Genomic DNA, 24723 nt, shown 5'->3' with positions numbered 1-24723 from the left:
TAATAAGCATTATTCCACCCTTGTGATATTTTCCGGTTTTACGGTCTGGAAACAATGTAGCCTAAGATAAAGCTGTGCCAGTACCACAACATCCTCCCTGCAATACCGGCAAATTTTAGAGAGATCCTTTTCTTCGTAATATACCTTGGTAACCTGGTCCCCGCTCATTTCGTTTTTACTTCCCGGAACGTCAAAAACGGCAGCCAGCAGGTCGAGGGAAGTGTAGCTTTTGTAATCACCGAATTTCCAGAGCTCCATGGTGTCCTGATGCAGAATTTCCCACGGTTTTTTGCCTGATATCTGCAGTGCCCTTGGGATTTCAATACAATGGATCAGCATACGGCGACAGATGAAGGGAAAGTCAAATTCTTTGCCGTTATGCGCGCAAAGTACCAGTTGGTCGGCAGGGTATTTTTCAATCAAAGCCTTGAATTGAAGCAGAAGCTGTACTTCATCATCTCCCGAAAAGCTACTTACTTTAAAAGCAATTTCATCTCTCTCATTCCAGTAAAATGCCCCGAATGCAATGCAGACAATCTTGCCAAATTCAGAATATATCGCGCCACGGTCGTAAAAATATTCGGCGTTAGACATTGTTTCGTCCCCTCTTTTGAGACTGACCGCTTTTTTGTCCCATAACTTCTGCATCCGTTCCGGCAGCTGCTCGTAAGATGCAAATCCCGCTACGGTCTCAATATCAAGCAGGAGGAAATTCTTAAACCGCTTCTTAAATTCTTCTGTCATTATAGTGGTGTGTTTTGGTTAAAGATCTTCGTCAGGACAGGTCGCTTTTAGTCAAGAAGTTGTCATTTATGGTCATTGATTGTCATTTAGTCGTTGATAGTCAACACCTGACAACAAATGACCATTTATGACTACAAATGACGACACCTGACCACAAATGACATTTTCCTTCACTCATGCAAAACCCCCTCCATTCCCAGGGAATCAATAGTGATCAGGTTGGATTCGATGATGCTGTCTGGCACGAAGATAAACTTTTTATCGTATATCTGGTTTTCAAGGAAATAACTGACCCAAAACTCATTATTAAGGTGGAAAACATCAGGCATGATCGGTTCCACCACAACATGTCCGCCGGCAGCGATTTCGGGAAAAAAATGTCTTAATGTGGAAGTCCGCTGATCTGAATTCGTTCCGGATTCGCTGTTTCCATAGCCTTTGGACGTGACAAAACAATTCGTGACCGGTTTTTCGTTGCGATTGATCACGATAACATTCCATTCCGGCGCCTTCAATTCGTTGAAAGTTCTGGCAATGGCGACCTGTATTCCCTGAACGGGGTGAAATATGATGTCCTTTTTCATTAAACCGTTACTTGCAATTCCATCTGGAAAAGCGCTGCTAAATGATTTTTTAATTGATTAGAAACTTCGTCCATGTCGATATCATAGCCCAGCTCTGCCGACATAGACGTCACCGCCTTGTCCTGAATGCCGCAGGGAATGATATTTCCAAAATAGGATAAATCAGTATTGACGTTCAAAGCAAAGCCATGCATGGTGATCCACCGACTGGCTTTAACGCCCAACGCACATATTTTTCTGGGATTTTTTTGCTCAACGTAATCCAGCCAAACGCCCGTCAGCCCCTCGATTCTCCCTGCTTCAATACCATAATTGGCCAGTGTCAGGATAATTCCCTCTTCCAGCGTCCGCATGTAGCGGTGAATATCCGTAAAAAAATTGTCAAGGTCGAGAATCGGGTAGCCCACCAGCTGGCCGGGCCCGTGGTAAGTAATATCGCCTCCGCGGTTGATCTTATAGTATTTGGCGTGTTTTTCTTCCAGACCGCTTTCCTGCAGCAGCAAATGATCCGGTTTTCCGCTTTTTCCCAAAGTATACACATGCGGGTGCTGGCAGAAAATCAGGTGATTGGGCGTAGGGATTTGTTGTTCTGAGGCCAGGTTCCGGTTCCCGGTTTTCACGGCAGTAGTTTCCGCAAAAAGTTTTTCCTGATAATCCCAGGCCTCCTGGTAATCGATCAGCCCCAGATCCTGAAAATGTACTTGTCTGTTAATGAGGGTATTCATTATAAAATTTCCTGAAATCAAATTTATTTTTCGCAACCAGCGATACTTTTTAAAGCCGCTAACGTCTAAAAGTCAATTGAAAAGAATGTTCGCAATATGGAATACGGCTTTTCTCTTTAGTTCTTTTAATAATAACACTAATTTGCAATATAAATGTTCGTCAAAAAGAAACTAGCCTATTATCCACATCATAGATCGAGCTATATGAAAGCTTTGCTAAATTTTCTGCACTCGAAAACCACCTATGTGTTGGAATTGCTTACAATGCTGCCTTTTTTTAGAAAAAGGAGCATTTCTTCACACAAAGCCAAGGTCCTTAGTGACTTAAAGCAATCCGTCAAAGAGATGCATTTGGTCAAAGAAGGCAAGTTGATTGCTCGGGATGCGGATGAGCTTTTCAATGAGCTTTAAGGTAAAAGTCATTCCCAAATTTGAATCGGAGCTTAAATGACTAGTCAAAAAATACCCCTCTTTGAAATTTGAGTTTAGAGATCTAAAAGAATCATTAAAAATCTCTCCGATTCAGGGTATCCCGCTCGGTCACGACGGCTTTAAAATACGACTGTCCATTGTCTCAAAAGGAAAGGGTAAGTCGGGAGTAGGCAGGATCATTACTTGTGTTTTCGTATCTGAAGAAACTGTATACCTTCTATCCATTTTCGATAAAAGTGAAAAGGACAATATTCAGGATAAGGAATTGAAAGAATTGTTAAAACTCCTTCCGAAATAGAAATTAATCTACACACATGGCGGCACACAATGACATTGGAAACTGGGGAGAGCGAAAAGCTTCAGCCTTTTTAGAAGAAAAAGGATTTGAAATAATCGAAAAAAATTACCGCCACCGCCACGCCGAAATTGACCTGATCGTCAGAAAAGACAAAATGCTGACTTTCGTCGAGGTGAAAACCCGCACCGGCAACGCGTTTGGCATGCCCGAAGAATTTGTTAATGTTACCAAAGCCAGGCTGATCATGGCTGCGGCAGAACATTATATTTACGACAAAGACTGGCGTTTCGATATCCGTTTCGACATTGTTTCCATCCTCATCCTTCCAACCGGGAAAACGGATATCAGGCACGTAGAAGATGCTTTCTGGAAATAATGCCTGTAAGAAACTCATTGACAAGTAGAATCAATTTGTAAACAGATTTTGAGGATAACATTTCTTATTCTTAAAGCGCTGTTAATATGAATGATGATCTGCCTATTGGTCGTAGGGAAATGATTAAAAAAAGCTCGCTTCTGCTGGCGGGCTCAGCGGTTTCGGGCCTTTTAAACACTTTTGCTCCAAAATTTCAGCTGGGTGCGTGCGACTGGTCTGTCGGGAAAAGTATGAATCCCGAAGCTTTTGACCGTGCCAAACAAATCGGTTTGCAGGGTATACAGGTCAGTTATAATACAGGTCAGGATCATAAAGGACTTTCCGTTCCCGCCACGCTTCAGGCGATCCGCGACGCTTCCGAACGTACGGGCATCAAAGTTTCCAGTCTGGCGATAGGCGAGCTGAACCGGGTACCTTACAAATCAAAACCCGAGACAGAAGAGTGGGTATGGAATAGTGTAAATGCCGCGCAGGCGCTTGGCGTTAAGGTAATTTTGCTTGCTTTTTTCTCCGAGGGCGATCTCCGGAATGATGACGCCGGGAAAAAGGCCGTGGTCGAACGTTTGAAAAAAGTGGCCTCTCATGCAGAAAAACAAGGTGTTACCCTGGGTATTGAGTCATATCTGACGGCTCAGGAACACCTGGATATCATACAGGCGGTGGGTTCAAAAGCCGTCAAGGTATACTACGATTTCCGGAATGCCGTAGATGCCGGCAATGATATTTACAGGGAAATTCCCATGCTGGGGAAAGAAATGATCTGTGAAATCCACATGAAAGAAAATGGCCAGCGCCTCGGACAAGGTACGCTCGACTGGCCGAGGATCGCAAAAGCTGTCAAAGAAATTGATTACCAGGGGTGGATGCAGATAGAAGGAGCAACACCTCCGGGCGTCGACATTATTGAATGTTATAAAGACAACCGGAAGTATCTGGAAACGCTGTTCTCCTTTTCCTGAAACCACCATTGCGAACCATATTTAAACCCGTAATATGACTTTCGTTATCCATACTTTTCCCAGATTCCTGGTCTTTTCCGTAGCTTCCATTTTATTGGCTTTTTTCGGTTTCAAATACCAGAATCATCAGCCTGGGTTACCACAAAAATCATTCGTAGCAATCAACGCGCAGGAAGATTCTTCCCGCCTGTTTTTGCCCGACGATCTTGAAGCGACACTCTGGGCCGAGGCGCCTTTGTTTTACAATCCTACCAATATGGATATTGATGCAAAAGGACGTGTCTGGATTACGGAGGCGGTGAATTACAGGGATTTCAATACCAAACCCGCGGAACGTTTGAGCCATAAACAAAAAGGCGACCGGGTCATGATCCTGGAAGATAAGGATGGAGACGGGAAAGCGGAGTCGGCGAAAGTGTATGTAGAAGATACATTGTTGACCGCGCCTCTGGGCATTGCGGTGATTGGTAATAAAACCATCGTCTCCTGCGCCCCGAACCTGATCATTTATACAGATACAGACGGAGACGACAAGCCCGATCATCGGGAGGTATTGTTAACCGGTTTCGGCGGATTTGATCACGACCACTCCTTACATTCCGTCGTTTCCGGGCCGGACGGCAGGTATTATTTCAACACAGGCAATGCAGGTCCGCATCATGTAACGGATAAAAGTGGCTGGACTTTACGCAGTGGGAGCTTGTACACCGGAGGTACTCCCTATAACAAAAGCAACGAAGGAAACCAGAAATCGGACGATGGCCGGGTGTGGGTAGGAGGGCTTGCATTACGGATTAACCCGGACGGAACGGGATTGAAAGTTTTGGGACACAATTTCAGGAACAGCTACGAAGTTTGTCTGGACAGCTATGGCAACATGTGGCAGAATGATAATGATGATCAGGTGATTACGTGCAGGGTTTCATTTTTACAGGAAAATGGAAATGCCGGCTATTTTTCACAAGACGGTACACGGTTTTGGCAGGCGGACCGCCGGCCGGGCCAGGATATCTTCACAACGCACTGGCACCAGGAAGATCCTGGCGTGATGCCGGCTGGTGACAATACCGGCGCAGGTTCGCCGACGGGTATTGTTTATTATGAAGGAGATGCTTTGGGTAAAAATTACCGCGGAACGCTGCTCAGCTGCGAAGCCGGGCGAAATGTCATTTTTGCTTACCAGCCTGAAAAAAATGGTGCAGGTTTCAATCTCAAACGACGTGACCTGATAAGCTCGTTCCCCCAGGCTTCCGAGCGTTATGAGTGGTATGAAACGGACAATGATTTCAGGAAATGGTTCCGTCCTTCGGATGTATCAGTTGGGCCTGATGGAGCTGTGTACATTGCTGACTGGTACGATCCCATCGTCGGCGGGCATGGTATGCGCGATAAAAAAGGCTACGGCAGAATATATCGCATCACACCTAAAGGCAAAAAACTGACTATTCCCCAACTTGATCCGAATACTACAAATGGCTTGGTCGAAGCATTGAAAAATCCCGCTGTAAATGTCCGTGCGCTTGGATTTGAGGGATTGAGAAGCAAAGGAGATGCTGTTGTCGAAGATGTTATGAAGCTGCTTTCTGCCGAAAACCCATTCCATCGGGCGAGGGCGATCTGGCTGCTGGCGCAACTGGGGCAAAAGGGGAAGGCAGAAGTTGTGAAGCTGCTGCAATCTCCCGACGCGTCGTTTCGGCTCACGGCTTTCCGGGCATTAAAATCGGTAGATGCGGTAAGCCCCTATTTTAAACAAATGGCAGAAGACCCTGACGCAGCAGTTCGCCGGGAAGTGGGGATTGCGCTACGGGATGTGCCTTATGAAAACGCGCAAGAGAGCATTTATCAGCTTCTCAGACGATATGATGGAAAAGATCCATGGATGCTGGAAGCAATTGGCACAGCATCGGATGGTAAGGAATCGGAGGTATATAGCTATGTAAGCGAACATTACAAGGCTGATCCCTATCACTTTTCACCTCAGCGCGCAAATCTGACCTGGCGTTTGCACCCGGTCGAGGCTGTTGACGAGCTAAAGGCACGCGCGGGATCGGATCAGGTTCAGCCAGCCGAGCGACGCAAGGCATTGACTGCAATTGGTTTCATCAAAGATAAAAAAGCTGCCGACGCCATGGTTTCCTTGTCCAAATCGGCATTTCAGGATGTGTCAACCCAGGCATCCTGGTGGCTCAATTTCCGCAAAACGAACGATTGGGCTGACCTGCTGAACTGGGAAGAGGCGACAACGCAGGTGATGACGCCTGCATACCGCAAAATGCTGGAAATGAAGAAAACCGTTTCTGACAAAAACCAGCCGATGGCAGCCCGCATTGAAACTGCAAAACAAATGGCGTCCGATCTCAACGGTGGAAATATTCTGGTGGACATGCGGGTACAGGGACAATTGCCCGATACCATCGCCAGGTCGGTGAGTGAAGTGATTTTTAAAAACCCCGATCAGAACATCCGGGTGGTGGCCAGCCAGTTTTTTCCAAGAAACGGGAAAGTCCTGAAAACAGACTTCATTGCGCGGATGAACGGGAATGTTGAAAAAGGTGAAAAGCTTTTTGCAAATACCTGTGCGGCATGCCATAAACATGGAAAAGCAGGAGCCGACATCGGGCCCGACCTGACTTTGATCCACAAAAAATTTGATAAAAACGGCTTACTGGATGCTATCGTCAATCCGTCTGCCAGCATGGTTTTTGGCTACGAGAGCTATACCATTGTTACCAAAAAGAATGAAACGTACTTTGGTTTTCTGCTCAGCGACGGGGCTAATGTGGTATTGAAAGACGCCGCCGGTCAGCAGCATTCCGTCAAAGCCGACCAGATCAAAAGCAGGGAAAAAATGCCTTCGTCGCTCATGCCTGAACCGACAGCGCTGGGTTTGAACGAGCAGGACCTCGCAGACTTGACGGGTTATTTAATGAGTTTTAAATAATGGTTTTACAGTCCTTTCTGGAAATTTTTACGGTAATTCAGCGGGCTCATTTTCATGTTTCTTTTGAATATTTTATAAAAATGAGAAACATCACCGAACCCGCTTTCCATGGCAATTTCCGAAACAGGCTTGTCGGTTGAAAGCAATTGCCGGATCGCGAAATTGATGCGGTAATCAATCACCGTATCCATGAAAGTCTTATTGGTTACCTTTTTGAAGTACTTGCAAAAGGCATTGGGTGACATGTTGACGATGCCCGCTACTTTATTCAATAAAATCTCGTTTCTGAAATTGTCGACAATGTAGCCCAAAGCCGCATTGATCCTTTCTTTGTTGCTATTCAGCTGTTGCGCCACCATTCCATCCTGGTCCAGCAAAATATACTCCCTGGATATGGCCAGGTTTTCCAGGATATCGAGCAGCATCTGCATTTTCCTGAAAGCGTTTTCCTCCTGGGCCAGCAGTTTCATCTGGCTGCTGATATTTTCGGTCGTTTTGTCAAGATACCGGATGCCATAGGCGCTGATCTTGAACAGGTTATTGATATTGGCCAGTTCGGGTTTATTAAAAAATTCGGTTCCGAGAAAATTTCTTTCAAACTGCACAACGATGGATTGTACATAACCGCCCGGCTCCGTCACGTCTTCCGATTTCCACGAATGCGGCAGGTCTGAACCCAGAAAAACCAGGTCGCCATCTTCAAAATCCCCCATATTTTTCCCTACATACCTTTTGCCCCTCCCCCTCACGATCAACGTCAGTTCGAATTCCGGATGAAAATGATAGGGAACCGTAAAGCTTTCCAGCTTAAACGAATTGACCAGAAAAGACGCGTGGGATTTCGGATTCAGGGATTCAAACTGAGCCTTTATCATTGACTATATTATTCACAAATGATCAATTGTAATAAAAATAGATAAAATACTCCATTAAATGGCCATTATCGGCCTAACTGAAAATGCGGGAACTACCGAAATTTGATATGATTATTCCTAAATCTTAAAAACACTCGACATGACCGATTTCCTTGCCCCGGACCTAACCGGCTTTAAAACTGTATCTACGGAAGAAATTGACAGCTTCAGAAAAGACGGGCACATTTTGATCCCCGACATTCTGAATGAAACCGAAGTGGCCTATTACAGGGATGTGATTAACAAAGCCGCGTTAAAGTTTAATACCGAAAAGCGTAAGCTCGAAGACCGTGACACCTACGGAAAAGCATTTCTCCAGATTATGAATTTGTGGGAAATGGATGAGGATGTGAAAAATTATACACTGGCCAAACGTTTCGGGAAGATTGCCGCAGATTTGCTGGGCGTCGAAAATGTCAGGATTTACCATGATCAGGCATTGTACAAAGAACCCGGCGGTGGTTTCACGCCCTGGCACCAGGATCAATACTATTGGCCGCTCGACACCGACAAAACTGTCACTATGTGGATGCCATTGATCGATATTACCGAAGACATGGGTATGCTGACCTTCGCGTCGGGCTCGCATGAAGCCGGTTTTATCGAGAATATGCCGATTTCGGATGAATCGGAGGCTGCCCTGGAAAAATTTATTCAGGAAAAAGGTTTTGAGATCAAGCGAGCCAAAACGATGGACGCCGGGGACGCAACCTGGCACTACGGCTGGACCCTGCACTCGGCCCCGGGCAATAATTCCAAAGAAGTACTGAGGGAAGTAATGACCATTATTTTCATTGCCGATGGCGCCAGGATCACCGAACCTCAAAACAAACATCAGGAAGCCGACCGCCAGCGCTGGATGTGTGGCGCATCTGCCGGAGAATTATTGGCATCCGAGCTCAATCCATTGGTTTTGTAACAAGGAGTCGGATTTTAAGTCAATCGTAATTTCGTAACGATATCTTTAACGGTAACCAGTATGGTTAGTGCGCCTGCTATGATCAGGTAAAGGCGATCGAAATAATTGTCGACGGGTAATTTACGGTCGAATGACAAAATAATGATCTTCAACGCGGGCACTAACGCGGCAAATTCAGTGATTATCAACAGAAACTCCTTTTCATTGATATTGTGAAAACCGCGTCTGATCCCGCAGGTCAGACCATACGAGATGGCACCGATCAGGCCCATGATAAGTGGTGGGGCAATTCCGCTCAGGGATTCCCTCACTACAAGAAGATGTTCGTTCATTGAAAGCGAAGTTAGCCGGGGCTAGCTGTGGTGAACAATAGTCCTTTTTGACGCTTTCACGGCAGACCTGCCTTTTTTTGAGGAATAACTTTGTCGTTTTTGTCGATTCGAAAACCTATGATAGCACCGGCTATTGAGCCAAACAATGCTCCAAAAGGCCCGGCAATTGCTCCAAAAATAATTCCGGAAGTGGCTCCAATTGTTAGTGGAGTGCTGGAAAACCTGTTTTCTTTTTGATCTGTGTGCATATGTTCTGTTTTTTCTAACACAATAGAACAGAATTTATACAAAATTAACAAATAGCCCAGCTCTCGGGTTGCAGTCCTCGAGGGTAGATTCTTGTCAACTTTGCTTTCTTAACATTTGCGACTCGTAGACGCATTTTGTATTTTAGTCCACGCGGGTTTTGGAATTATTCTGGCATGACAGACGAAAATCTTTTATCGGAACAAAATCAGATAACAGCATTGAAAAATGGTGACGAGGAGGCATTTACCAGAATCTACCATGACTACTGGTACAGAATGTTCCTCGTCGCCTACAGAAAGCTGCAGAACCGGGAAGTAGCGGAGGAAATTGTACAGGATATTTTTACCAGGCTCTGGAAAGAAAGAGCTAATATACAGGTTGCCAATCTGGACTACTACCTGTTCTCGGCTGTGCGATATGAGGTCATAGATCATATCCGGGCCAAAGGTGTACAGGGCGATTATGACAATTATTTCAGGGCTTTTTCCAGATTTGAAGACCTGAATACTGAAAATACCATTGTCTTTAACGATCTCGTCAATACCATTCACAAGGGCCTCGAAATGCTTCCCGACAAGCCCGGCGAGATTTTCCGTTTGAGCCGGCTTGAACATTGGCCAGTTCCCAAGATCGCCGCGCACTTCAATTTATCCGAAAAAGCCATTGAATACCATCTGGCGAAAGCAACCCGTTTTTTCCGGGTTTACCTCAATGAAATGCTTATTTCGCTTCCTTTTTTATTCCCTTGTTTTCTTTGACAATGTCATTTTTTTTCAATCCGAATAATGATCGGGTGATTTGAGGATAAACCTTTGATCATTTGGTGCTAGTGCCATAGTAGCAAAATTATATAGTACAATTTCAATGAATTCTGCCCATTTTTTTCATTTCTATATAAACTTTCGAAGAACCGTCGAAAGTGTTTAGGAAATTTTCCCACTTCCACGGCTTAACGTTAGAAATGAAAAAAGCTTTATAACGGGTTACCCCGGTTTCAGGGATGGACAAAAAAGAAATTCTGGCGCTGCTTTCGAAATACCGCCAGGGGAAATGCGATGATGAAGAAATCAGGAAAATCCATTTGTGGTACGAAAGTATCAATCACGACCCGGAATTTTCGCTGACCACGCATGAAAAGCAGTTGCTTGAAAACAAGTTGCTGAAAAATATCCGTAGGGAAATCAATGATAGTGAATCTGAAATACTGGAAATAGAGGAAAATAGAGGTTGGTGGAGAACATCTTTCGTTTATTCCGGCATTGCCGCCAGTCTGATCATCGGGATTTTTTATCTCTTGTTTTTTAATAACCAGAGACGGAATGAAAAGGCGCTTGCCGGATCATTGATCACCGTTTCGCCTACCAGCAAACTGGTTATTAAGAAAAATGAAACGTCAGAGAGCGAACAAATCAGGCTTTCGGACAATAGCCTGGTTACAATGTCGCCGGGGAGCGAGGTAACCTACCCCGAGGAATTTGAAGGAGGCAAAAGAGAAGTGCAGCTGAAAGGCAATGCGTTTTTTCAGGTAACTAAAAATGAGTCCAAGCCCTTTCTGGTATACAGCGGAAAGCTCATTACCAAAGTTCTGGGAACCAGTTTCTGGATCAAAACCAATGAAAAGGACATGGCGCTGGAAGTGGAAGTGGTGACCGGGAAGGTGTCGGTTTTTGAAAATAATATGGTAAAAGAATCCGATCCTGAGGCTGCGCATACTGATAAGAGCAACAACGGTGTGCTGCTGACGCCCAACCAGCGGGTAACCTATTTTTCGGAAAGCGGGCATCTGCTGACCAGCATTGTAGCGAAACCAGTCGTGATCGAGGACCGGAAAGTTTCTGCCAGGCTGAATTTCAATAATACACCCCTGCCCGAAATTATAACCGTGTTACATCAGGAATACGGTATCGAGATTGTTTTTGCCAATGACCGCCTTGAAAAATGCACTTTCACCGGCGATGTTTCGGATATGTCATTGTATGAAAAGCTGGATCTGATATGTAAATCCAATTCGGCGGATTATGAAGTAAAAGGAACCCGGATACTTATTTCGGGAGAAGGCTGTGAGATCTGATCATTTTGTGAGAACCATATATATAAATTCCTGACCCACATATAACCGAGCACCACCAATGAACTTCAAAACCTGACCCCGCCGCAACCGGACGAACACCATCGTCTGGGTTCCATTTTAAAAAGCCGGTAATGATCCCCACCATTACCGGCCGATTCTTCCTTCACTCTTTAAACATTTATCCTGGCAGATAAACGGAGTGAAGTTTTTGTCCTGATTTTCACAACAGAACCTTTCAAAATTATGCAAAAATTTCGACAGTTTAAATTTTGTGCGTCCCTGTGCGTGCTTATGAAAATTTCCCTGACCCAGATCATTTTTTCCATTGCATTTGCCGGCTTCACCTACGCCGGGCATGAAGGACGAGCCCAGGAAATATTAGATCGAAAAGTGACTTTGCATGCTGAAAAAGCGGAACTCAAGGAAGTTCTTAAACAGCTGGAAACACAGGCGGACGTGAAGTTTGCCTATAGTCAAAGAACAATCAGAGCGGAACGAAAAGTGATTTTACATGCTTCCGGACAGCGGCTGTCGGAAACTTTGAATGCGTTGCTCACCCCTTTGAACATAAGTTATCAGATTGCCTCCGGCAGGATATTGCTTACGGCAGCAAAGCCTCAGTCCATTAAAACGGTTGAGAAAATTCTTGAAAATGAAACAGATCCGCTGCTCGCCCAGATCAGTGGCAGGGTGACGGACGAAACCAGCGCGCCGCTACCCGGCGTAAGCGTGGTGCTGAAGGGAACGCAAAGAGGGACTACGACGGATGGTGACGGCCAGTTTAAACTGGAAGTTCCCGACGCCTCGGCGGCCGCCGGCGGCCCGGTGGTGATCGTGCTCAGTTTTGTGGGTTATGTGACGCAGGAAATCAATATAAGCGGTCAGACCAGTTTGTCGGTAAGTCTGGTGCCGGACAATACTGCCCTGAAAGAGCTGGTTGTGGTAGGTTATGGAACGCAGAAAAAAATAAACCTGACAGGCGCGGTAGCCACGGTGGGGTCCGAGCAGGTTACCAACCGGCCGGTTACCAATATGTCGAGTGCCTTACAGGGCGTTTTGCCGGGTGTGGCGGTTGTGCAAAGGTCAGGTCAGCCGGGCAAAGACACAGGTATTATCAGGGTGCGGGGTGTGGGAACGATGAACAGTGCTGCCACCGCCGCCTCTCCGATGGTCGTTGTTGACGGGTTGATTTCTTCGATGGAAAACCTTAATCCGAATGATATTGAAAGCATAAGCGTATTGAAGGATGCATCTGCGGGGGCTATTTACGGATCGCGTGCCGCAAACGGGGTAATACTGGTAACAACTAAAAGAGGGAAAGCTGGTAAGCCGGTGGTGAGCTACAACGCTTATATAGGTTTTCAAAAGCCGACCAATCTTCCCGATTATCTGGGATCTTACGAATATGGGAAATTGCTGAACGAAGGACTGGTGAATGAAGGCCAGCAGCCCAGATTTACCGATGCCGAGCTTGAAAAATTCCGGGACGGTTCCGATCCGGTCAATTACCCCAACACCGACTGGCTGAAACTTTTGTACAAGGGTTCAGGAATACAGCAGGCCCACAATCTAAGCGTTTCGGGCGGAAGCGAAGCTTCACGTTATCTGCTTTCATTTGGTTATCTCAATCAGAAAGGGTTAATAAAAGCTACTGATAATGAGCGATATAATGTCCGTGTCAATCTGGACAGCAAAATTTCGGAACGGCTTTCCGTAGGGCTTACCTCTTCATTTATAAGGCAGGGCATCAGTGAACCATCCGCGATTGGGACTGCGCCCGGTCTGGATTTCAGTATTGTATATGCAAACCGCATTCCGCCGACAGTGGCCGACAAGTATGCCAATGGTACCTGGATGAGATACCTGGACGGAAACCCTAATGCCTGGGTGCAAAATGGCGGCTCGGTAGGTAATACGATTTCGAATGGAATGGGCAATGCTTTTGCCGAACTGGTTATTGCGAAAGGATTGAAACTGAGAGGTTCTGCCGGAGCCGATTTTACTTTTACCGACCGGAAAACGCATATCAAGGATCTCACCTATGGCGATGGAAGTTACCAGGGGCCGAATTCTATCAAAGATGAAAACCTCCGCAATTCCCGCATTACTTTACAAGCATTGCTGACTTACGAAAAGAGCTTTGGACAGCATAACTTCAACGTTCTGGCAGGCTCATCACGCGAAACATACTCATATAAGGAAGACAAAGCTTTCAGAAGAAACCTGCCGAGCAATAATCTTACAGACATTGACGCGGGTTCGACGGAGGGTATGACCGCAAACGGGCTGAGTTATGAAAGTAAGCTGGGCTCGTATTTCGGTAGGGTCAATTATGATTACAAAGGGAAATATCTGCTGGAAGCCAGTATGCGTTACGATGGATCATCCAAATTCGCTGCGGATAAAAGATGGGGCGTTTTCCCTTCATTCTCGGCGGGATGGAGAGTTTCGGAAGAGGAATTTCTTAAAGACATACAGATCATTACTGATCTGAAACTGAGAGGTTCGTACGGTTCGGTAGGTAATAATGACATTCTGGACTACCTGTATATCCCGACTGTTGCTCTTGGCGTGAACTATCCTTTCAATGGTACCATTGCTGCGGGTGCCGCCCAGCAAGTAGCTGCCAATCCCAATTTGCAGTGGGAAAAAAGTACCACTTTTGATATAGGCGCGGATGTAGCTTTATTTAATAACAAGCTGACCGTAACGGCCGATTATTACAACCGTTATACAAACAATATCCTCGTTGCGGTTCCGGTATCGTCAATTTACGGACTTCCGGCACCGACTGTCAACGCGGGAGCGATGAGAAACAAAGGATTGGAATTGGTTGTAGGCCATACCAACCGCGTAGGGGATTTTTCTTACGGCGCCTCATTTAATATCGGCATCAACAAAAACATTGTAGAGAAATACGCAAACCCGGCTAAAACCAAACGGATCCAGGCAGAAGGTTATGCATGGAATTCCTTTTTTGGCTATGAGGCAATCGGCATGTACCAAACCGACGAGCAGGTTCAAACGCTTCCAAAAGTGGTAGGTTCGCCGGTTCAGAGAGGGGATTTGATTTTTAAAGACCAGAATAACGACGGTAAGATCAACGGCGATGACCGGGTCGATCTGGGAAATGATATCCCTAAAACAACCTATGGCCTTAACCTGAATGCCCGTTACAAGAACTTTGATATCTCCATACTAGGCCAGGGAGCGGCGAATGTCCGACAATATTTACAGGATCAGGTGCAGTTTGCTTTTGTAAATGGCTACAAGGCGCAAACCAAACATTTGAACCGCTGGACGCCTGAAACACCCAACGCCCGCTTTCCCAGAACGCACGTAAGCCAGTGGCACAATTATGCGATCTCCAGTTTCAGTGTAGTGAACTCGAGTTACCTGAGGATGAAAAATCTGCAAATAGGCTACAATGTTGCTCCAAAAGTTCTTAAAGCGATAAAAGTCAGTTCGTTGCGAATTTATCTGAGTGGTCAGAACCTTTTGACTTTTACCAAGCTTGACAGCGGATTTGATCCCGAAAGTGCGGAAAATGCCCAGTTCGGCTATCCGAATGTGAAAGTTTACACTGCTGGTTTAAATCTCAATTTCTAAACTCCAAGACGATGAAATTCATATACAAAATATTCTGCCTGACAATTTTCGGTTCGCTATTCACTTCGTGCGGGGAAAAATTTCTGGGTGTTTCTCCTACTGATAAACTATCTGATATGACTTTCTGGAAAACAGAAAAGGATGCGGATATGGCCCTGGCGGGTGTTTATAACAAATGGGAAGAGGTTAATAATGTGCTCTGGTGGGATCTGATGACCGATAACGGTTTCTCGCAGTATGCCTGGGACAATGTACAGGTGATCGGGAACGGTCAGGCCAATGCGTCCAACTTCGGGAAAGATTATTTTAACTATAACCTGATCCGGAAATACAACCAGTTTATAGAAAAGATACCGCAAATCGACATGGACGCGGCGAAAAAGGACAGGTATCTGGCCGAAGCACGTTTTCTGCGTGCCTATGATTATTTTCGGAAAGTGCAGTTTTACGGGGACGTGCCGCTGGTTACCGAAGTAATTGAAAACCCGGAAGATGCAAAAATCGAAAAAACACCGAGGGCAGAAGTTGTGAGTTTTATTCTCAGTGAGCTGGATGCAGTTTCCAAAATACTCCCGGTGCAAAACATGCGTCAGTCGGGCGGGCATGTTACGAGCGGCGCGGCACTTGCATTGAAAGCCCGGCTTGAACTATACGAAGGAAAATACGCGGATGCCATGGCCGATGCCAAAAAGGTAATTGATATGGCAAAAAGTGGGGTTTACCAGCTGTTTCCTGATTATTACGGATTGTTTCAAGTGGAAAATGAGAACAGCAACTACGAATCCATTCTGGAAATACAGTATATCAAGGACACCTATGCCAATAATTTGTGGCAAAACATCCTGCCGTCCAAAGAAGGCGGTTGGTCGTCTATTTCAGCTGTACAGAGCATTGTGGATGCTTACGAGATGAAAGATGGCAAAACGATTTCGGAGTCGGCATTGTACAACACCGAAAAGCCGTTTGACAACCGCGATCCGAGGCTTGCTATGACGGTTCTGTACTCGGGAGCCAGATACAATGGCAGGTTTTTCAATACGCTTGAATTGTCCAGCCCGGATTTTTACCAGTCAGCTTCTGCTCCCAAGAGTGGTTATAATGTATTGAAATACACCACAATTGTACCTGAAGCGTTATTAAATAATGGTGATGCGAACGTGATGATCATCCGCCTCGCAGAAGTGCTTTTGACTTATGCAGAGGCAGCGATCGAATCAGGGCAGATCACCGCTGATGTTTACGATGCGATTGATATGGTGCGGACCCGGGCCAAAATGCCGGTTGTTGACCGGACGGTATATGCTACCCAGGCGAAGCTCAGAGAACTGGTCAGAAGAGAGAGAAGAGTGGAGCTTGCTTTCGAAGGACTGCGCTATTTTGATATAAAAAGATGGGATATCGGTGCCCAGGCATTGAACGGTCCGGTATACGGTTCACGACTTGGGACTGTCAATGCGGAAACGGGGGCGGTAAACTGGTCTGCGACGAGAATTAAAGTGGAAGACCGGGTTTTTCAGCCCAGCCGTAAATATTATCTGGCTATTCCGCAGGCCGAGCTCGATGCAAATCCGAACATACAGCAGAATGCAGGCTACTAGGACATATCGGCATGCCAGCGACGGAATTGAAAGCAAGAATATGTCTCTGCATAAGTAAGTAGGTGACTAGCAGCCAATTCTTTTATTGGAATAAAAACACGTATTTGGCACTTTGAAGAATACCAGGATCAATTAATAGAAAAATGAGAAACAGGGTTTATATAGGTATTGGTGTGGCGGTGATTCTCATGTCCTCTTTTACGTGGTCTGGAGGTTGGTTTGGCCAGAAAGTCGATTACAATTCTGAGGTCAAGCCAATCCTGAACAAGCACTGCATGGGCTGCCATGGCGGTGTCAAAAAAGCCGGGGATGTGAGTTTTCTGTTTGAGCACGAAATGCTGGAACCGGGTAAATCCGGGAAGGTTCCTGTGGTGCGCGGCGATGCTGATGCCAGCGAGATGATCCGCCGTATCCTGAGCAACGACCCGGACGAAAAAATGCCGAAGAATGGTACACCGCTTACTGAAGATGAAATCGGCACTTTAAAGAACTGGATCAATGAAGGAGCCGCGTGGGAAAAACACTGGTCTTACAAACGGATTGAAAAGCCCGAGGTACCGTCGTTAAATAATGTCTGGAACCTGTTTGGGCTGCTTGATACCGGCGATAAGAAATGGGCAAAGAACGAAATTGACCATTTTGTATTAAAAAAACTGAAAGAAAAAGAACTGTCAGTTTCTCCGGAAGCCGACAGGGCAACTTTGATCCGCCGCGTGAGCCTGGACATTACCGGGCTGCCGCCGACAGAGCAGGAGGTCAGCGATTTTAAAAATGACAAATCAGAAAATGCCTATGAAAAAGTAGTCGACAGACTACTGAAATCGCAGGCTTACGGCGAAAGATGGACATCGATGTGGATGGACCTGGCCAGGTATGCAGATACCAAGGGGTACGAAAGCGACGGTGGCAGGACCATGTGGCGCTATCGCGATTATGTGGTGAAATCCTTTAATGAAGACAAGCCTTTTGACCAGTTTACGATTGAGCAGCTTGCCGGGGATTTGTTGCCCAAAGATCAGAACGGCTTTCCCAAAGAACAAAACCTGATTGCGACTGGTTTTCACCGGAATACCATGACAAACAATGAGGGCGGTACCGATGACGAAGAGTTTCGTACAGCCGCGCAGATCGACCGGGTAAACACAACCTGGGAAGTGTGGCAGGGTACTACTTTCGCTTGTATCCAATGTCATAGCCATCCTTACGATCCGATTCCGCACGAGGATTATTACAAATACATGGCATATTTCAATAATTCGAGAGACGAGGATGTTTGGGATGAATGGCCTAAGCTGCGGTTTTACAAAGGAGAGGATTCCGCCCGTGTTGAGAGGGTGAAAGACTGGATCAAAAAATACAATCCTGCACAAGAGGCTGATGTTAACCAGTTTATGCGGGTAATGGAGCCGAAGATCAACGCCCACAATTTTGTAAAAGGCGACGAGTCCACGGTACATCTGATATCCTACTATGCCGTAAAAGACAAAGGAAATGCCCGCATCCCGCAAGTGGATCTGACCCATGCCGATAATGTGGTGATGAATGTTTCTACCAAAGCTGAAAAAGCGGTTTTGAAACTTCATCTCGACAAGCTTGACGGACCTGTGATATCGGAAATAAAAGTACCTGTAAGAGACACTGTTGTAATAGCGCCGATTTCGAAGGCGGCCGGTAAGCACGATATTTACCTGAGCTTGACCAGTCCAAAAATGCCGGAAGAATGGGTCAGGATTACCTGGGCGGCTTTTCAGAAGGCATTGCCGGGCAAAGACCAGCCCGATTACGCCCAGATTGTTGCTGATTATGCTACCGCATTGACCAAGTCAACCGAAAGTATGCCGGTTATTTGGGAGGGTAAAGGTGATTTTGCGAGAAAAACGCATGTTTTTGTCAGAGGGAACTGGATGGTAAAAGGAGCGGAAGTAAAACCGGATGTTCCAAAGCTTTTGGCCCCAATGCCCAAGGAATTTTCGAAAGACAGGCTTGGATTGGCTAAATGGATCGTGAATCGTGAAAACCCGCTGACCGGGCGCGTGATCGTGAACCGTTTCTGGGAGCAGCTTTTTGGAAGGGGTTTGGTAGAAACCGTGGAAGATTTTGGGTCACAGGGCAGCGAGCCGACCCACCAGGAATTGCTGGACTGGCTGGCTGTCAAGTTTATGGAAGAAGATCACTGGAGTGTGAAAAAACTTTTGAAAACGATCGTGATGTCGGCCACATACCAGCAAAATTCAAAATCGGATAAGGTAAGACAGGAAAAAGACCCGTACAATATCTGGATATCGCGAGGCCCGAGAGTAAGGCTGAGCGCCGAGCAGGTGCGTGACCAGGCTCTGGCTTGCAGTGGGTTGATTTCAGATAAAATGTATGGTCCAAGCGTTATGCCTCCGCAGCCGGATAAAATCTGGCAGTCGCCTTACAGCGGCGAAAGCTGGATTGTAAGTGAAGGGCCGGACCGTTACCGGAGAGGGGTTTATACGTATTGGAAACGTACGGCGCCTTATCCGTCGATGACAACGTTCGATGCGCCCAGCCGGGAATTCTGTCAGTCGCGGCGGATTTTGACCAATACACCATTGCAGGCGTTGGTCACGTTGAATGATCCGGTTTATCTGGAAGCTGCTGAGAAACTGGCCGGTACGATGAAAAAAAGAGGGAAAACGCCAGAGCAGCAATTGAGCGAAGGGTATCGTATGCTGACCTTTCAGCCAATTGAAGCTAAAAGCCTGAATGTGCTTTTGAAAATATATCAGGAAGCTCTGACCAATTATAAAAAGACACCGTCCGATGTGGACAGCATTCTGGTTTACGGAAAAGAAAAGTCTCCCGAACTGGCAGCCCTGACGATTTCGGCGAATGTGATGCTGAACCTGGACAACGTGGTGACCAAAGAATAGCCCAGATAGCCCAGGGCTTCAGCTCTGGGTCCGGGATGTGGTCGGGGAAGCGTCAGAGGACGTATCGGCGACGGGTGTCCGAAAGGGTATCGGCGGTGGCCATCCAGAGAGGCATCGGCGTTCGATCGCATTGGATCCCAGGGCTGAAGCCCTGGGCTGGGGATAAACCGGCATCGGGTGTACCAACCCAGGACTTCAGTCCTGGGACTGAGACAAAAAAGAACAAAAAACATGGAAAAACTACTAAAAGAACTTCAACACGCAGACTTGCAGCGCCAGACCAGGCGTCACTTTCTGCAATCGTGTGGATTCGGGCTTGGAGCATTGGGATTGGGTTCTTTACTGAGTTCATGCGGCGATTCAACGGCCGGAACTGATATTTCGGCTGAAAATATTTTAGCAAAGATCCCGCAGTTTGCACCCAAAGCAAAGCGTGTTATTTACATTCACATGGCGGGCGCTCCGTCCCAGCTTGAATTGTTTGACTACAAGCCGGAACTTGTAAAGTACCACGGGAAAGACTGCCCTGCCGAGTTTCTTGAGGGGAAGAAATTTGCCTTTATTCAGGGTGTCCCGAAAATGCTGGGACCTCAGGGGAAATTTGCACAATATGGTCAATCCGGCGCCTGGATGTCGGATTATGTTCCTTATCTGCAGACGGTTGCGGATGAAATCACATTCGTCAAATCCATGCATACCGACCAGTTTAACCATGCACCTGCCCAACTGCTGCTGCATACAGGAAGTGCACGTTTGGGGCGGCCGAGTTTGGGTGCCTGGGCAGTATATGGACTGGGTTCGGAAAATAAAAATTTACCGGGATTTATAGTGCTTGCATCAGGCGGCAGGCAGCCTGATGCTGGTAAGAGTGTTTACGGCAGCGGATTTTTGCCTTCTGTTTATCAGGGCGTGCAATGCCGTACAGGCGGCGACCCGGTTTTGTATGTAACAGACCCCAGCGGGATGAACCGTAACATGCGTAAACAGACCATTGAGGCCATCAATGAGATCAACAGGCAGACTTACGAGGATGTACAGGATCCCGAAATTCTGACACGCATCAGTCAGTATGAAATGGCTTTCCGGATGCAGATGTCTGTGCCGGAAGTAATGGATGTGTCGAAGGAACCGCAGTTTATCCTGGATATGTATGGTGTAAAACCGGGTGAAGGTACCTTTGCGATGAATTGTCTTTTGGCAAGAAAGCTTGTTGAAAATGACGTTCGTTTCGTACAGCTTTTCGACTGGGGTTGGGACGGACATGGAACTTCCGCCGGAGACAATGTAGAAGGCGGGTTAAGAAATAAATGCCAGCTTTCGGACAAACCAATCGCCGCGTTGATCCAGGATCTCAAAATGCGCGGTTTGCTGGAAGAAACACTGATCGTCTGGGGTGCGGAATTCGGCCGGACGCCCATGCAGGAAAATAGAAATGGCCTTGTAATGCCTTATATGGGTCGCGACCACCATTTGGATGCATTTACAATGTGGATGGCCGGAGGTGGCGTGAAAAAAGGTTATTCGCACGGAGAAACCGACGAGCTGGGTTATTATGGGGTAAAAGACCGCGTACACGTCCACGATCTTCAGGCCACGATCCTGCATCTGATGGGTTTTGATCATGAAAAATTCACATATCCTTTCCAGGGAAGAAATTTCCGGCTGACAGATACCGAAGGAAAAGTTGTCAAACAGGTAATAGCTTAAAAATTCGAAAAAACGATAATAAATCCTTTGATGACCAAAGTAAAAGCATTCCGGATGCAGTTAAAAGCCGGAAATGAGGCGGAATATAAAAAGCGGCATGACGAGATCTGGCCGGAATTGGCAAGTCTCCTTAAAAGTGCGGGAATAGAAGAATATTACATCTTTCTGGACGAAGAGACACTTGCGCTTTTTGCTTTTCAGAAATTGGGAGAGAATGATACCTCAGCCAGTCTGGCGTCTTTGCCGATCATGAAAAAATGGTGGGATTACATGGCTGATCTGATGGAAGTTAATAATGATAACTCTCCAAAGGCTGTTCCATGTCCCGAAATTTTCAGATTGTAACTACATAAGAATGATTTATCCACTTTTGCAAGCCTCAGGCTGGGCTCTTTTTATCGGAAGGTTTCATCCCGTCCTGGTTCATTTACCGATCGGGTTTTTACTCGTAGCCGCTCTTCTTGAGATAGGCAGACGAACCGGAAAAATCAATGTAAGCGAATCCGCAGTCTCGTTTGTTCTGTTCTGGTCGGCAGTCGGAGCGACTTTTGCATGTATTGCCGGTTATCTCCTGTCGCTGGGCGGAGGGTATGACGAGGAGCTTTTGGGTGATCACATGTGGCAGGGCATAGGAGTAGCGGTTTTTGCATGGATTGCCTGGCTGCTCAAATCCGACTGGACAGCCTGGAGAATCCCCTTCGGCCCTAAGATCTACCTGCCTGCTCTCGGCTTGGCAACCCTGCTTACTTTTACCGCCGGCCATGATGGTGGGTCGCTCACGCATGGTGAAGATTATCTGACCCAATATACGCCGGAACCATTCAGGAGCCTGGCCGGGATACCCCCCGCGAAAGAACAAACTACTGAAATAAAGCCGATTGCAAACGTGGAGCAGGCGGTCGTATACAAAGATATCGTTCAGCCGATCCTGGAACAGCGCTGTGTGCAATGCCATAATGAATCCAAGAAAAAGGGCGACCTGCGTATGGATGAGCTGGCGTTGCTGGTAAAAGGTGGAGAAGGCGGACCGGCTTTTGTAGCAGGAAAGAGTGCAGAAAGTGATATGATCAAGCGCTGTCTGCTGCCGGAAAGTGACGATGATCACATGCCTCCGAAAGGCAAGCCGCAGCTTTCAACGGAGCAGATCGCATTGCTTTCCTGGTGGATCGATCAGGGTGCACCGGCAGATAAAAAAGTGTCGGAACTGAAAGTTTCGGATCAGGTAAAGCCTGCTTTGGCGTCGCTGGGAACAGGTTCTTCGTCGTCTGGCAGTACAAAAAGCAGTAAGTCCGCCGTACTTAGTCTGAAAGTACCGGCTGCGAACGAAAAAGATATTGAGGCGCTGAGAAAAGCAGGCTTAATTGTAAATTCACTGGCGCAGGATCAAAACCTTATTGAAGTAAGTGCGGTAAATGCGCCGAATTTTGATGATAAACAAATGGCACTGCTGGCTCCGCTTTCCGAACAGATCGCCTGGCTGAAACTTGGAGATACCAAAATCACTGATGCTGCCTTAAAGGAAATTGCAAAGCTGAAAAATCTTAATAAACTGCATCTGGAACATACGGCTGTAACGGACGCCGGCCTGGCGAACCTGAAAAACCTGGCCTACCTGGAATACATTAATCTGGTCGATACCAAAGTAGGGGATCCTGGATTAAAGGATGTGGCATCAATGAAAGGACTGAAATCCGTGTATGTCTGGCAATCGGCTGTGACCGATAGTGCTGTCAGCCAGGTTAGCAAACAACATCCCGATCTTTTGATTGTCAGCGGATTTAATGAAGCCACAGTAGCACAATTCCTGCAAGCGGGCGATTCTACGGCTCAGAAGAAACAGTAAATTTTATTCATCCAAAGTATTTCAGGCAAATATGAACCGCCGCAATTTTGTAAGCACTGCATTGGCTACGGCCGGAGTATTATCGGGCATTGAGTCCATCGCATCAGAAAATCCTGCACCGTCCCGGTTTGACAATAAATTATCTTTAAAAGTACTCGGGACTAACTGGGGTTTTACAGGTACAACGGATGAATTTTGTGCAAAGATTAAAAAAGAAGGTTACGACGGAACAGAAATGTGGTGGCCTGGCTCCAAAGAGAGACAGACAGAATTGCTTTCGGCTTTAAAGAAGCATGGATTGGAAGTAGGGTTTCTCTGCGGCTCGGGAGAAAGACAATATCCTGCGCATCTGGATGCTTTTAAAAAGCAAATTGACGCGGCTACGACGCAGTTTGGTCAAAAACCACTTTATATCAACTGTCACAGCGGGAAGGATTATTTTACCTATGAACAGAATAAAGCTTTTATTGATTATACTACCGAAGCTTCTTCCAAAAGCGGAATTCCCATTTATCATGAAACACACCGCGGGCGGATGCTTTTCGCTGCCCATATTACCCGTAATTTCATTGAAAAAAACCCCGGTTTAAAACTTACGCTCGATATTTCGCACTGGTGTAATGTGCATGAAAGTCTGTTGCAGGATCAGGAGGAAACGATCAAACTGGCGCTTTCGAGGGTGGGACATATCCACTCGCGGATCGGTCATGAAGAAGGGCCACAAGTGAATGATCCGCGGGCACCTGAGTGGGAAGCCGCTGTGAAAGCACACCTGGCGTGGTGGGATGCAGTAGTAGAGCAAAAAGTAAAAAATGGTGAAACCCTGACGGTTCTGACCGAATTTGGCCCGCCTAATTATCTCCCGACTGTTCCTTTCACGGGCCAACCGCTGGCTGATCAGTGGGGTATCAATGTTTATATGATGCAGATGTTAAGAAAAAGATATCTGAAGTAAATCGGCATCGATTCGATGGATGGGAAATTCATTTTTTTATAACTTGCAGTTATATCAAACGTCGGCTTTATACTATGAAAAACACACACTTTCTGATCGCAAAGGAAGAAAAGGACATCCGTAAAGCCTTTTTAGGTGCATTTATTGGTCAAATAGACGGCAGCAAAGCAATGTCGATCAAAGACTTTCAGGAGCAGATTGCAAATGCAATGGAATTTCCGGATGAACCTGCTAGGAATCTGGAAGAGTTGGACGCTATGCTCAACGACCTGCAGTGGATCAAAGAACAAAAAGTGATCATTTATATCAATCATTCCTCAGACTGGCTTTCCAAAGAAAAATCTGAGGAAAAAATTCTTTCTGTCATCGACATTCTGGATGCAACCGCTGAAGATTGGAAATGGATGGATGATGAAGAAGAAGAAGGTTTGGTCAAGAAAGAGTTGCAAATCGTTTTCCAGGATTCGCCCAGAATAAAGAATTTGCTGGAAGAGCAGGAGATTCCGTTTGGCATATTTGACTGACCAGGAGGGGGGCGTCATTTATTGTCATTCATAGACATGTGTTGTT

The 24723-nt window shown here is 46.3% G+C and carries 21 protein-coding genes; 15 read left to right on the top strand and 6 right to left on the bottom strand.

Annotation, left to right across the window (positions count from 1 at the left end):
- Window positions 1–9: 9 nt before the first annotated feature.
- From FBF61_RS25400 to lipB, 3 genes are all read right to left on the bottom strand, one after another.
- Window positions 10–744, bottom strand: coding sequence for a 3'-5' exonuclease (locus FBF61_RS25400; RefSeq protein ID WP_138482624.1), 735 nt, complete (start codon window positions 742–744; stop codon window positions 10–12).
- 170 nt (window positions 745–914) lie between these two features.
- Window positions 915–1328: a hypothetical protein gene (locus tag FBF61_RS25395; protein ID WP_138482622.1), complete on the bottom strand. Its 414-nt coding sequence runs from the start codon at window positions 1326–1328 to the stop codon at window positions 915–917.
- Window positions 1328–2053 (bottom strand): lipoyl(octanoyl) transferase LipB, encoded by a 726-nt coding sequence (gene lipB / locus FBF61_RS25390; protein ID WP_138482620.1) that lies wholly within the window; start codon window positions 2051–2053, stop codon window positions 1328–1330. The genes FBF61_RS25395 and lipB overlap by 1 nt, the downstream gene beginning before the upstream one ends.
- 472 nt (window positions 2054–2525) lie before the next feature.
- Here lipB and FBF61_RS25385 point away from each other — a divergent pair, with 472 nt between their 5' ends.
- The 4 genes from FBF61_RS25385 to FBF61_RS25370 all read left to right on the top strand — a co-directional run bounded on the left by FBF61_RS25385 (window position 2526) and on the right by FBF61_RS25370 (window position 7059).
- Entirely contained in the window at window positions 2526–2783 is a 258-nt protein-coding gene (locus FBF61_RS25385; protein ID WP_229215213.1) for a type II toxin-antitoxin system RelE/ParE family toxin, read from the top strand.
- Between the two features lie 16 nt (window positions 2784–2799).
- Window positions 2800–3159, top strand: a complete 360-nt coding sequence (locus FBF61_RS25380) for a YraN family protein (RefSeq protein ID WP_138482618.1) — start codon at window positions 2800–2802, stop codon at window positions 3157–3159.
- Between the two features lie 86 nt (window positions 3160–3245).
- Complete coding sequence (locus FBF61_RS25375) at window positions 3246–4118, top strand: sugar phosphate isomerase/epimerase family protein (protein WP_205748316.1); 873 nt, start codon at window positions 3246–3248, stop codon at window positions 4116–4118.
- A gap of 34 nt (window positions 4119–4152) precedes the next feature.
- The gene (locus tag FBF61_RS25370; protein WP_138482616.1) at window positions 4153–7059 is read left to right on the top strand and encodes a PVC-type heme-binding CxxCH protein; all 2907 of its coding nucleotides are present in this window, start codon (window positions 4153–4155) and stop codon (window positions 7057–7059) included.
- A gap of 5 nt (window positions 7060–7064) precedes the next feature.
- On the opposite strand, the gene FBF61_RS25365 is transcribed toward FBF61_RS25370, so the two are convergent.
- Entirely contained in the window at window positions 7065–7934 is an 870-nt protein-coding gene (locus FBF61_RS25365; RefSeq protein ID WP_138482614.1) for an AraC family transcriptional regulator, read from the bottom strand.
- A gap of 139 nt (window positions 7935–8073) precedes the next feature.
- Here FBF61_RS25365 and FBF61_RS25360 point away from each other — a divergent pair, with 139 nt between their 5' ends.
- Window positions 8074–8892, top strand: coding sequence for a phytanoyl-CoA dioxygenase family protein (locus FBF61_RS25360; protein WP_138482612.1), 819 nt, complete (start codon window positions 8074–8076; stop codon window positions 8890–8892).
- Between the two features lie 14 nt (window positions 8893–8906).
- Here FBF61_RS25360 and FBF61_RS25355 read toward each other — a convergent pair whose 3' ends face one another.
- Both FBF61_RS25355 and FBF61_RS25350 read right to left on the bottom strand, forming a co-directional pair.
- Window positions 8907–9224 (bottom strand): hypothetical protein, encoded by a 318-nt coding sequence (locus tag FBF61_RS25355; protein WP_138482610.1) that lies wholly within the window; start codon window positions 9222–9224, stop codon window positions 8907–8909.
- Window positions 9225–9280: 56 nt separating this feature from the next.
- Window positions 9281–9493, bottom strand: coding sequence for a hypothetical protein (locus FBF61_RS25350; protein WP_138482608.1), 213 nt, complete (start codon window positions 9491–9493; stop codon window positions 9281–9283).
- Between the two features lie 153 nt (window positions 9494–9646).
- Here FBF61_RS25350 and FBF61_RS25345 point away from each other — a divergent pair, with 153 nt between their 5' ends.
- The 10 genes from FBF61_RS25345 (at window position 9647) to FBF61_RS25300 (ending at window position 24677) form a co-directional block, all read left to right on the top strand.
- The gene (locus FBF61_RS25345; RefSeq protein ID WP_138482606.1) at window positions 9647–10231 is read left to right on the top strand and encodes a sigma-70 family RNA polymerase sigma factor; all 585 of its coding nucleotides are present in this window, start codon (window positions 9647–9649) and stop codon (window positions 10229–10231) included.
- 242 nt (window positions 10232–10473) lie between these two features.
- Window positions 10474–11544 carry a FecR family protein gene (locus tag FBF61_RS25340; protein WP_138482604.1) on the top strand — a complete coding sequence of 357 codons (1071 nt, stop codon included), beginning with the start codon at window positions 10474–10476 and terminating at the stop codon, window positions 11542–11544.
- A gap of 291 nt (window positions 11545–11835) precedes the next feature.
- Window positions 11836–15153, top strand: coding sequence for a TonB-dependent receptor (locus FBF61_RS25335; protein ID WP_166444608.1), 3318 nt, complete (start codon window positions 11836–11838; stop codon window positions 15151–15153).
- 11 nt (window positions 15154–15164) lie between these two features.
- A complete protein-coding gene (locus FBF61_RS25330) occupies window positions 15165–16751 on the top strand; it encodes a RagB/SusD family nutrient uptake outer membrane protein (RefSeq protein WP_138482600.1) in 1587 nt (528 codons plus the stop codon).
- Between the two features lie 143 nt (window positions 16752–16894).
- Complete coding sequence (locus FBF61_RS25325) at window positions 16895–19648, top strand: DUF1553 domain-containing protein (RefSeq protein ID WP_138482598.1); 2754 nt, start codon at window positions 16895–16897, stop codon at window positions 19646–19648.
- Window positions 19649–19879: 231 nt separating this feature from the next.
- Window positions 19880–21355, top strand: a complete 1476-nt coding sequence (locus FBF61_RS25320) for a DUF1501 domain-containing protein (RefSeq protein ID WP_138482596.1) — start codon at window positions 19880–19882, stop codon at window positions 21353–21355.
- A 30-nt stretch (window positions 21356–21385) separates the two neighbouring features.
- Window positions 21386–21700, top strand: coding sequence for an L-rhamnose mutarotase (gene rhaM, locus FBF61_RS25315; protein WP_138482594.1), 315 nt, complete (start codon window positions 21386–21388; stop codon window positions 21698–21700).
- Between the two features lie 10 nt (window positions 21701–21710).
- Window positions 21711–23198 (top strand): c-type cytochrome domain-containing protein, encoded by a 1488-nt coding sequence (locus FBF61_RS25310; protein ID WP_138482592.1) that lies wholly within the window; start codon window positions 21711–21713, stop codon window positions 23196–23198.
- A gap of 31 nt (window positions 23199–23229) precedes the next feature.
- A complete protein-coding gene (locus FBF61_RS25305; protein WP_138482590.1) occupies window positions 23230–24153 on the top strand; it encodes a sugar phosphate isomerase/epimerase family protein in 924 nt (307 codons plus the stop codon).
- A 74-nt stretch (window positions 24154–24227) separates the two neighbouring features.
- Window positions 24228–24677 carry a barstar family protein gene (locus FBF61_RS25300; RefSeq protein ID WP_138482588.1) on the top strand — a complete coding sequence of 150 codons (450 nt, stop codon included), beginning with the start codon at window positions 24228–24230 and terminating at the stop codon, window positions 24675–24677.
- The last annotated feature ends 46 nt before the right edge of the window (window positions 24678–24723 follow it).

The organism is Dyadobacter bucti (assembly GCF_005869225.1).
GTDB classification, from domain to species: domain Bacteria; phylum Bacteroidota; class Bacteroidia; order Cytophagales; family Spirosomataceae; genus Dyadobacter; species Dyadobacter bucti.
This window is presented reverse-complemented; position numbering and strand designations above follow the sequence as displayed.

Bases quoted from the DNA above. Each gene is read 5' to 3' on its own strand.
- FBF61_RS25400 (WP_138482624.1), bottom strand. From the start codon at position 744: ATGACAGAAGAATTTAAGAAGCGGTTTAAGAATTTCCTCCTGCTTGAT.
- FBF61_RS25395 (WP_138482622.1), bottom strand. From the start codon at position 1,328: ATGAAAAAGGACATCATATTTCACCCCGTTCAGGGAATACAGGTCGCC.
- lipB (WP_138482620.1), bottom strand. From the start codon at position 2,053: ATGAATACCCTCATTAACAGACAAGTACATTTTCAGGATCTGGGGCTG.
- FBF61_RS25380 (WP_138482618.1), top strand. From the start codon at position 2,800: ATGGCGGCACACAATGACATTGGAAACTGGGGAGAGCGAAAAGCTTCA.
- FBF61_RS25375 (WP_205748316.1), top strand. From the start codon at position 3,246: ATGAATGATGATCTGCCTATTGGTCGTAGGGAAATGATTAAAAAAAGC.
- FBF61_RS25370 (WP_138482616.1), top strand. From the start codon at position 4,153: ATGACTTTCGTTATCCATACTTTTCCCAGATTCCTGGTCTTTTCCGTA.
- FBF61_RS25365 (WP_138482614.1), bottom strand. From the start codon at position 7,934: ATGATAAAGGCTCAGTTTGAATCCCTGAATCCGAAATCCCACGCGTCT.
- FBF61_RS25360 (WP_138482612.1), top strand. From the start codon at position 8,074: ATGACCGATTTCCTTGCCCCGGACCTAACCGGCTTTAAAACTGTATCT.
- FBF61_RS25355 (WP_138482610.1), bottom strand. From the start codon at position 9,224: ATGAACGAACATCTTCTTGTAGTGAGGGAATCCCTGAGCGGAATTGCC.
- FBF61_RS25345 (WP_138482606.1), top strand. From the start codon at position 9,647: ATGACAGACGAAAATCTTTTATCGGAACAAAATCAGATAACAGCATTG.
- FBF61_RS25340 (WP_138482604.1), top strand. From the start codon at position 10,474: ATGGACAAAAAAGAAATTCTGGCGCTGCTTTCGAAATACCGCCAGGGG.
- FBF61_RS25335 (WP_166444608.1), top strand. From the start codon at position 11,836: ATGAAAATTTCCCTGACCCAGATCATTTTTTCCATTGCATTTGCCGGC.
- FBF61_RS25330 (WP_138482600.1), top strand. From the start codon at position 15,165: ATGAAATTCATATACAAAATATTCTGCCTGACAATTTTCGGTTCGCTA.
- FBF61_RS25325 (WP_138482598.1), top strand. From the start codon at position 16,895: ATGAGAAACAGGGTTTATATAGGTATTGGTGTGGCGGTGATTCTCATG.
- FBF61_RS25320 (WP_138482596.1), top strand. From the start codon at position 19,880: ATGGAAAAACTACTAAAAGAACTTCAACACGCAGACTTGCAGCGCCAG.
- rhaM (WP_138482594.1), top strand. From the start codon at position 21,386: ATGACCAAAGTAAAAGCATTCCGGATGCAGTTAAAAGCCGGAAATGAG.
- FBF61_RS25310 (WP_138482592.1), top strand. From the start codon at position 21,711: ATGATTTATCCACTTTTGCAAGCCTCAGGCTGGGCTCTTTTTATCGGA.
- FBF61_RS25305 (WP_138482590.1), top strand. From the start codon at position 23,230: ATGAACCGCCGCAATTTTGTAAGCACTGCATTGGCTACGGCCGGAGTA.
- FBF61_RS25300 (WP_138482588.1), top strand. From the start codon at position 24,228: ATGAAAAACACACACTTTCTGATCGCAAAGGAAGAAAAGGACATCCGT.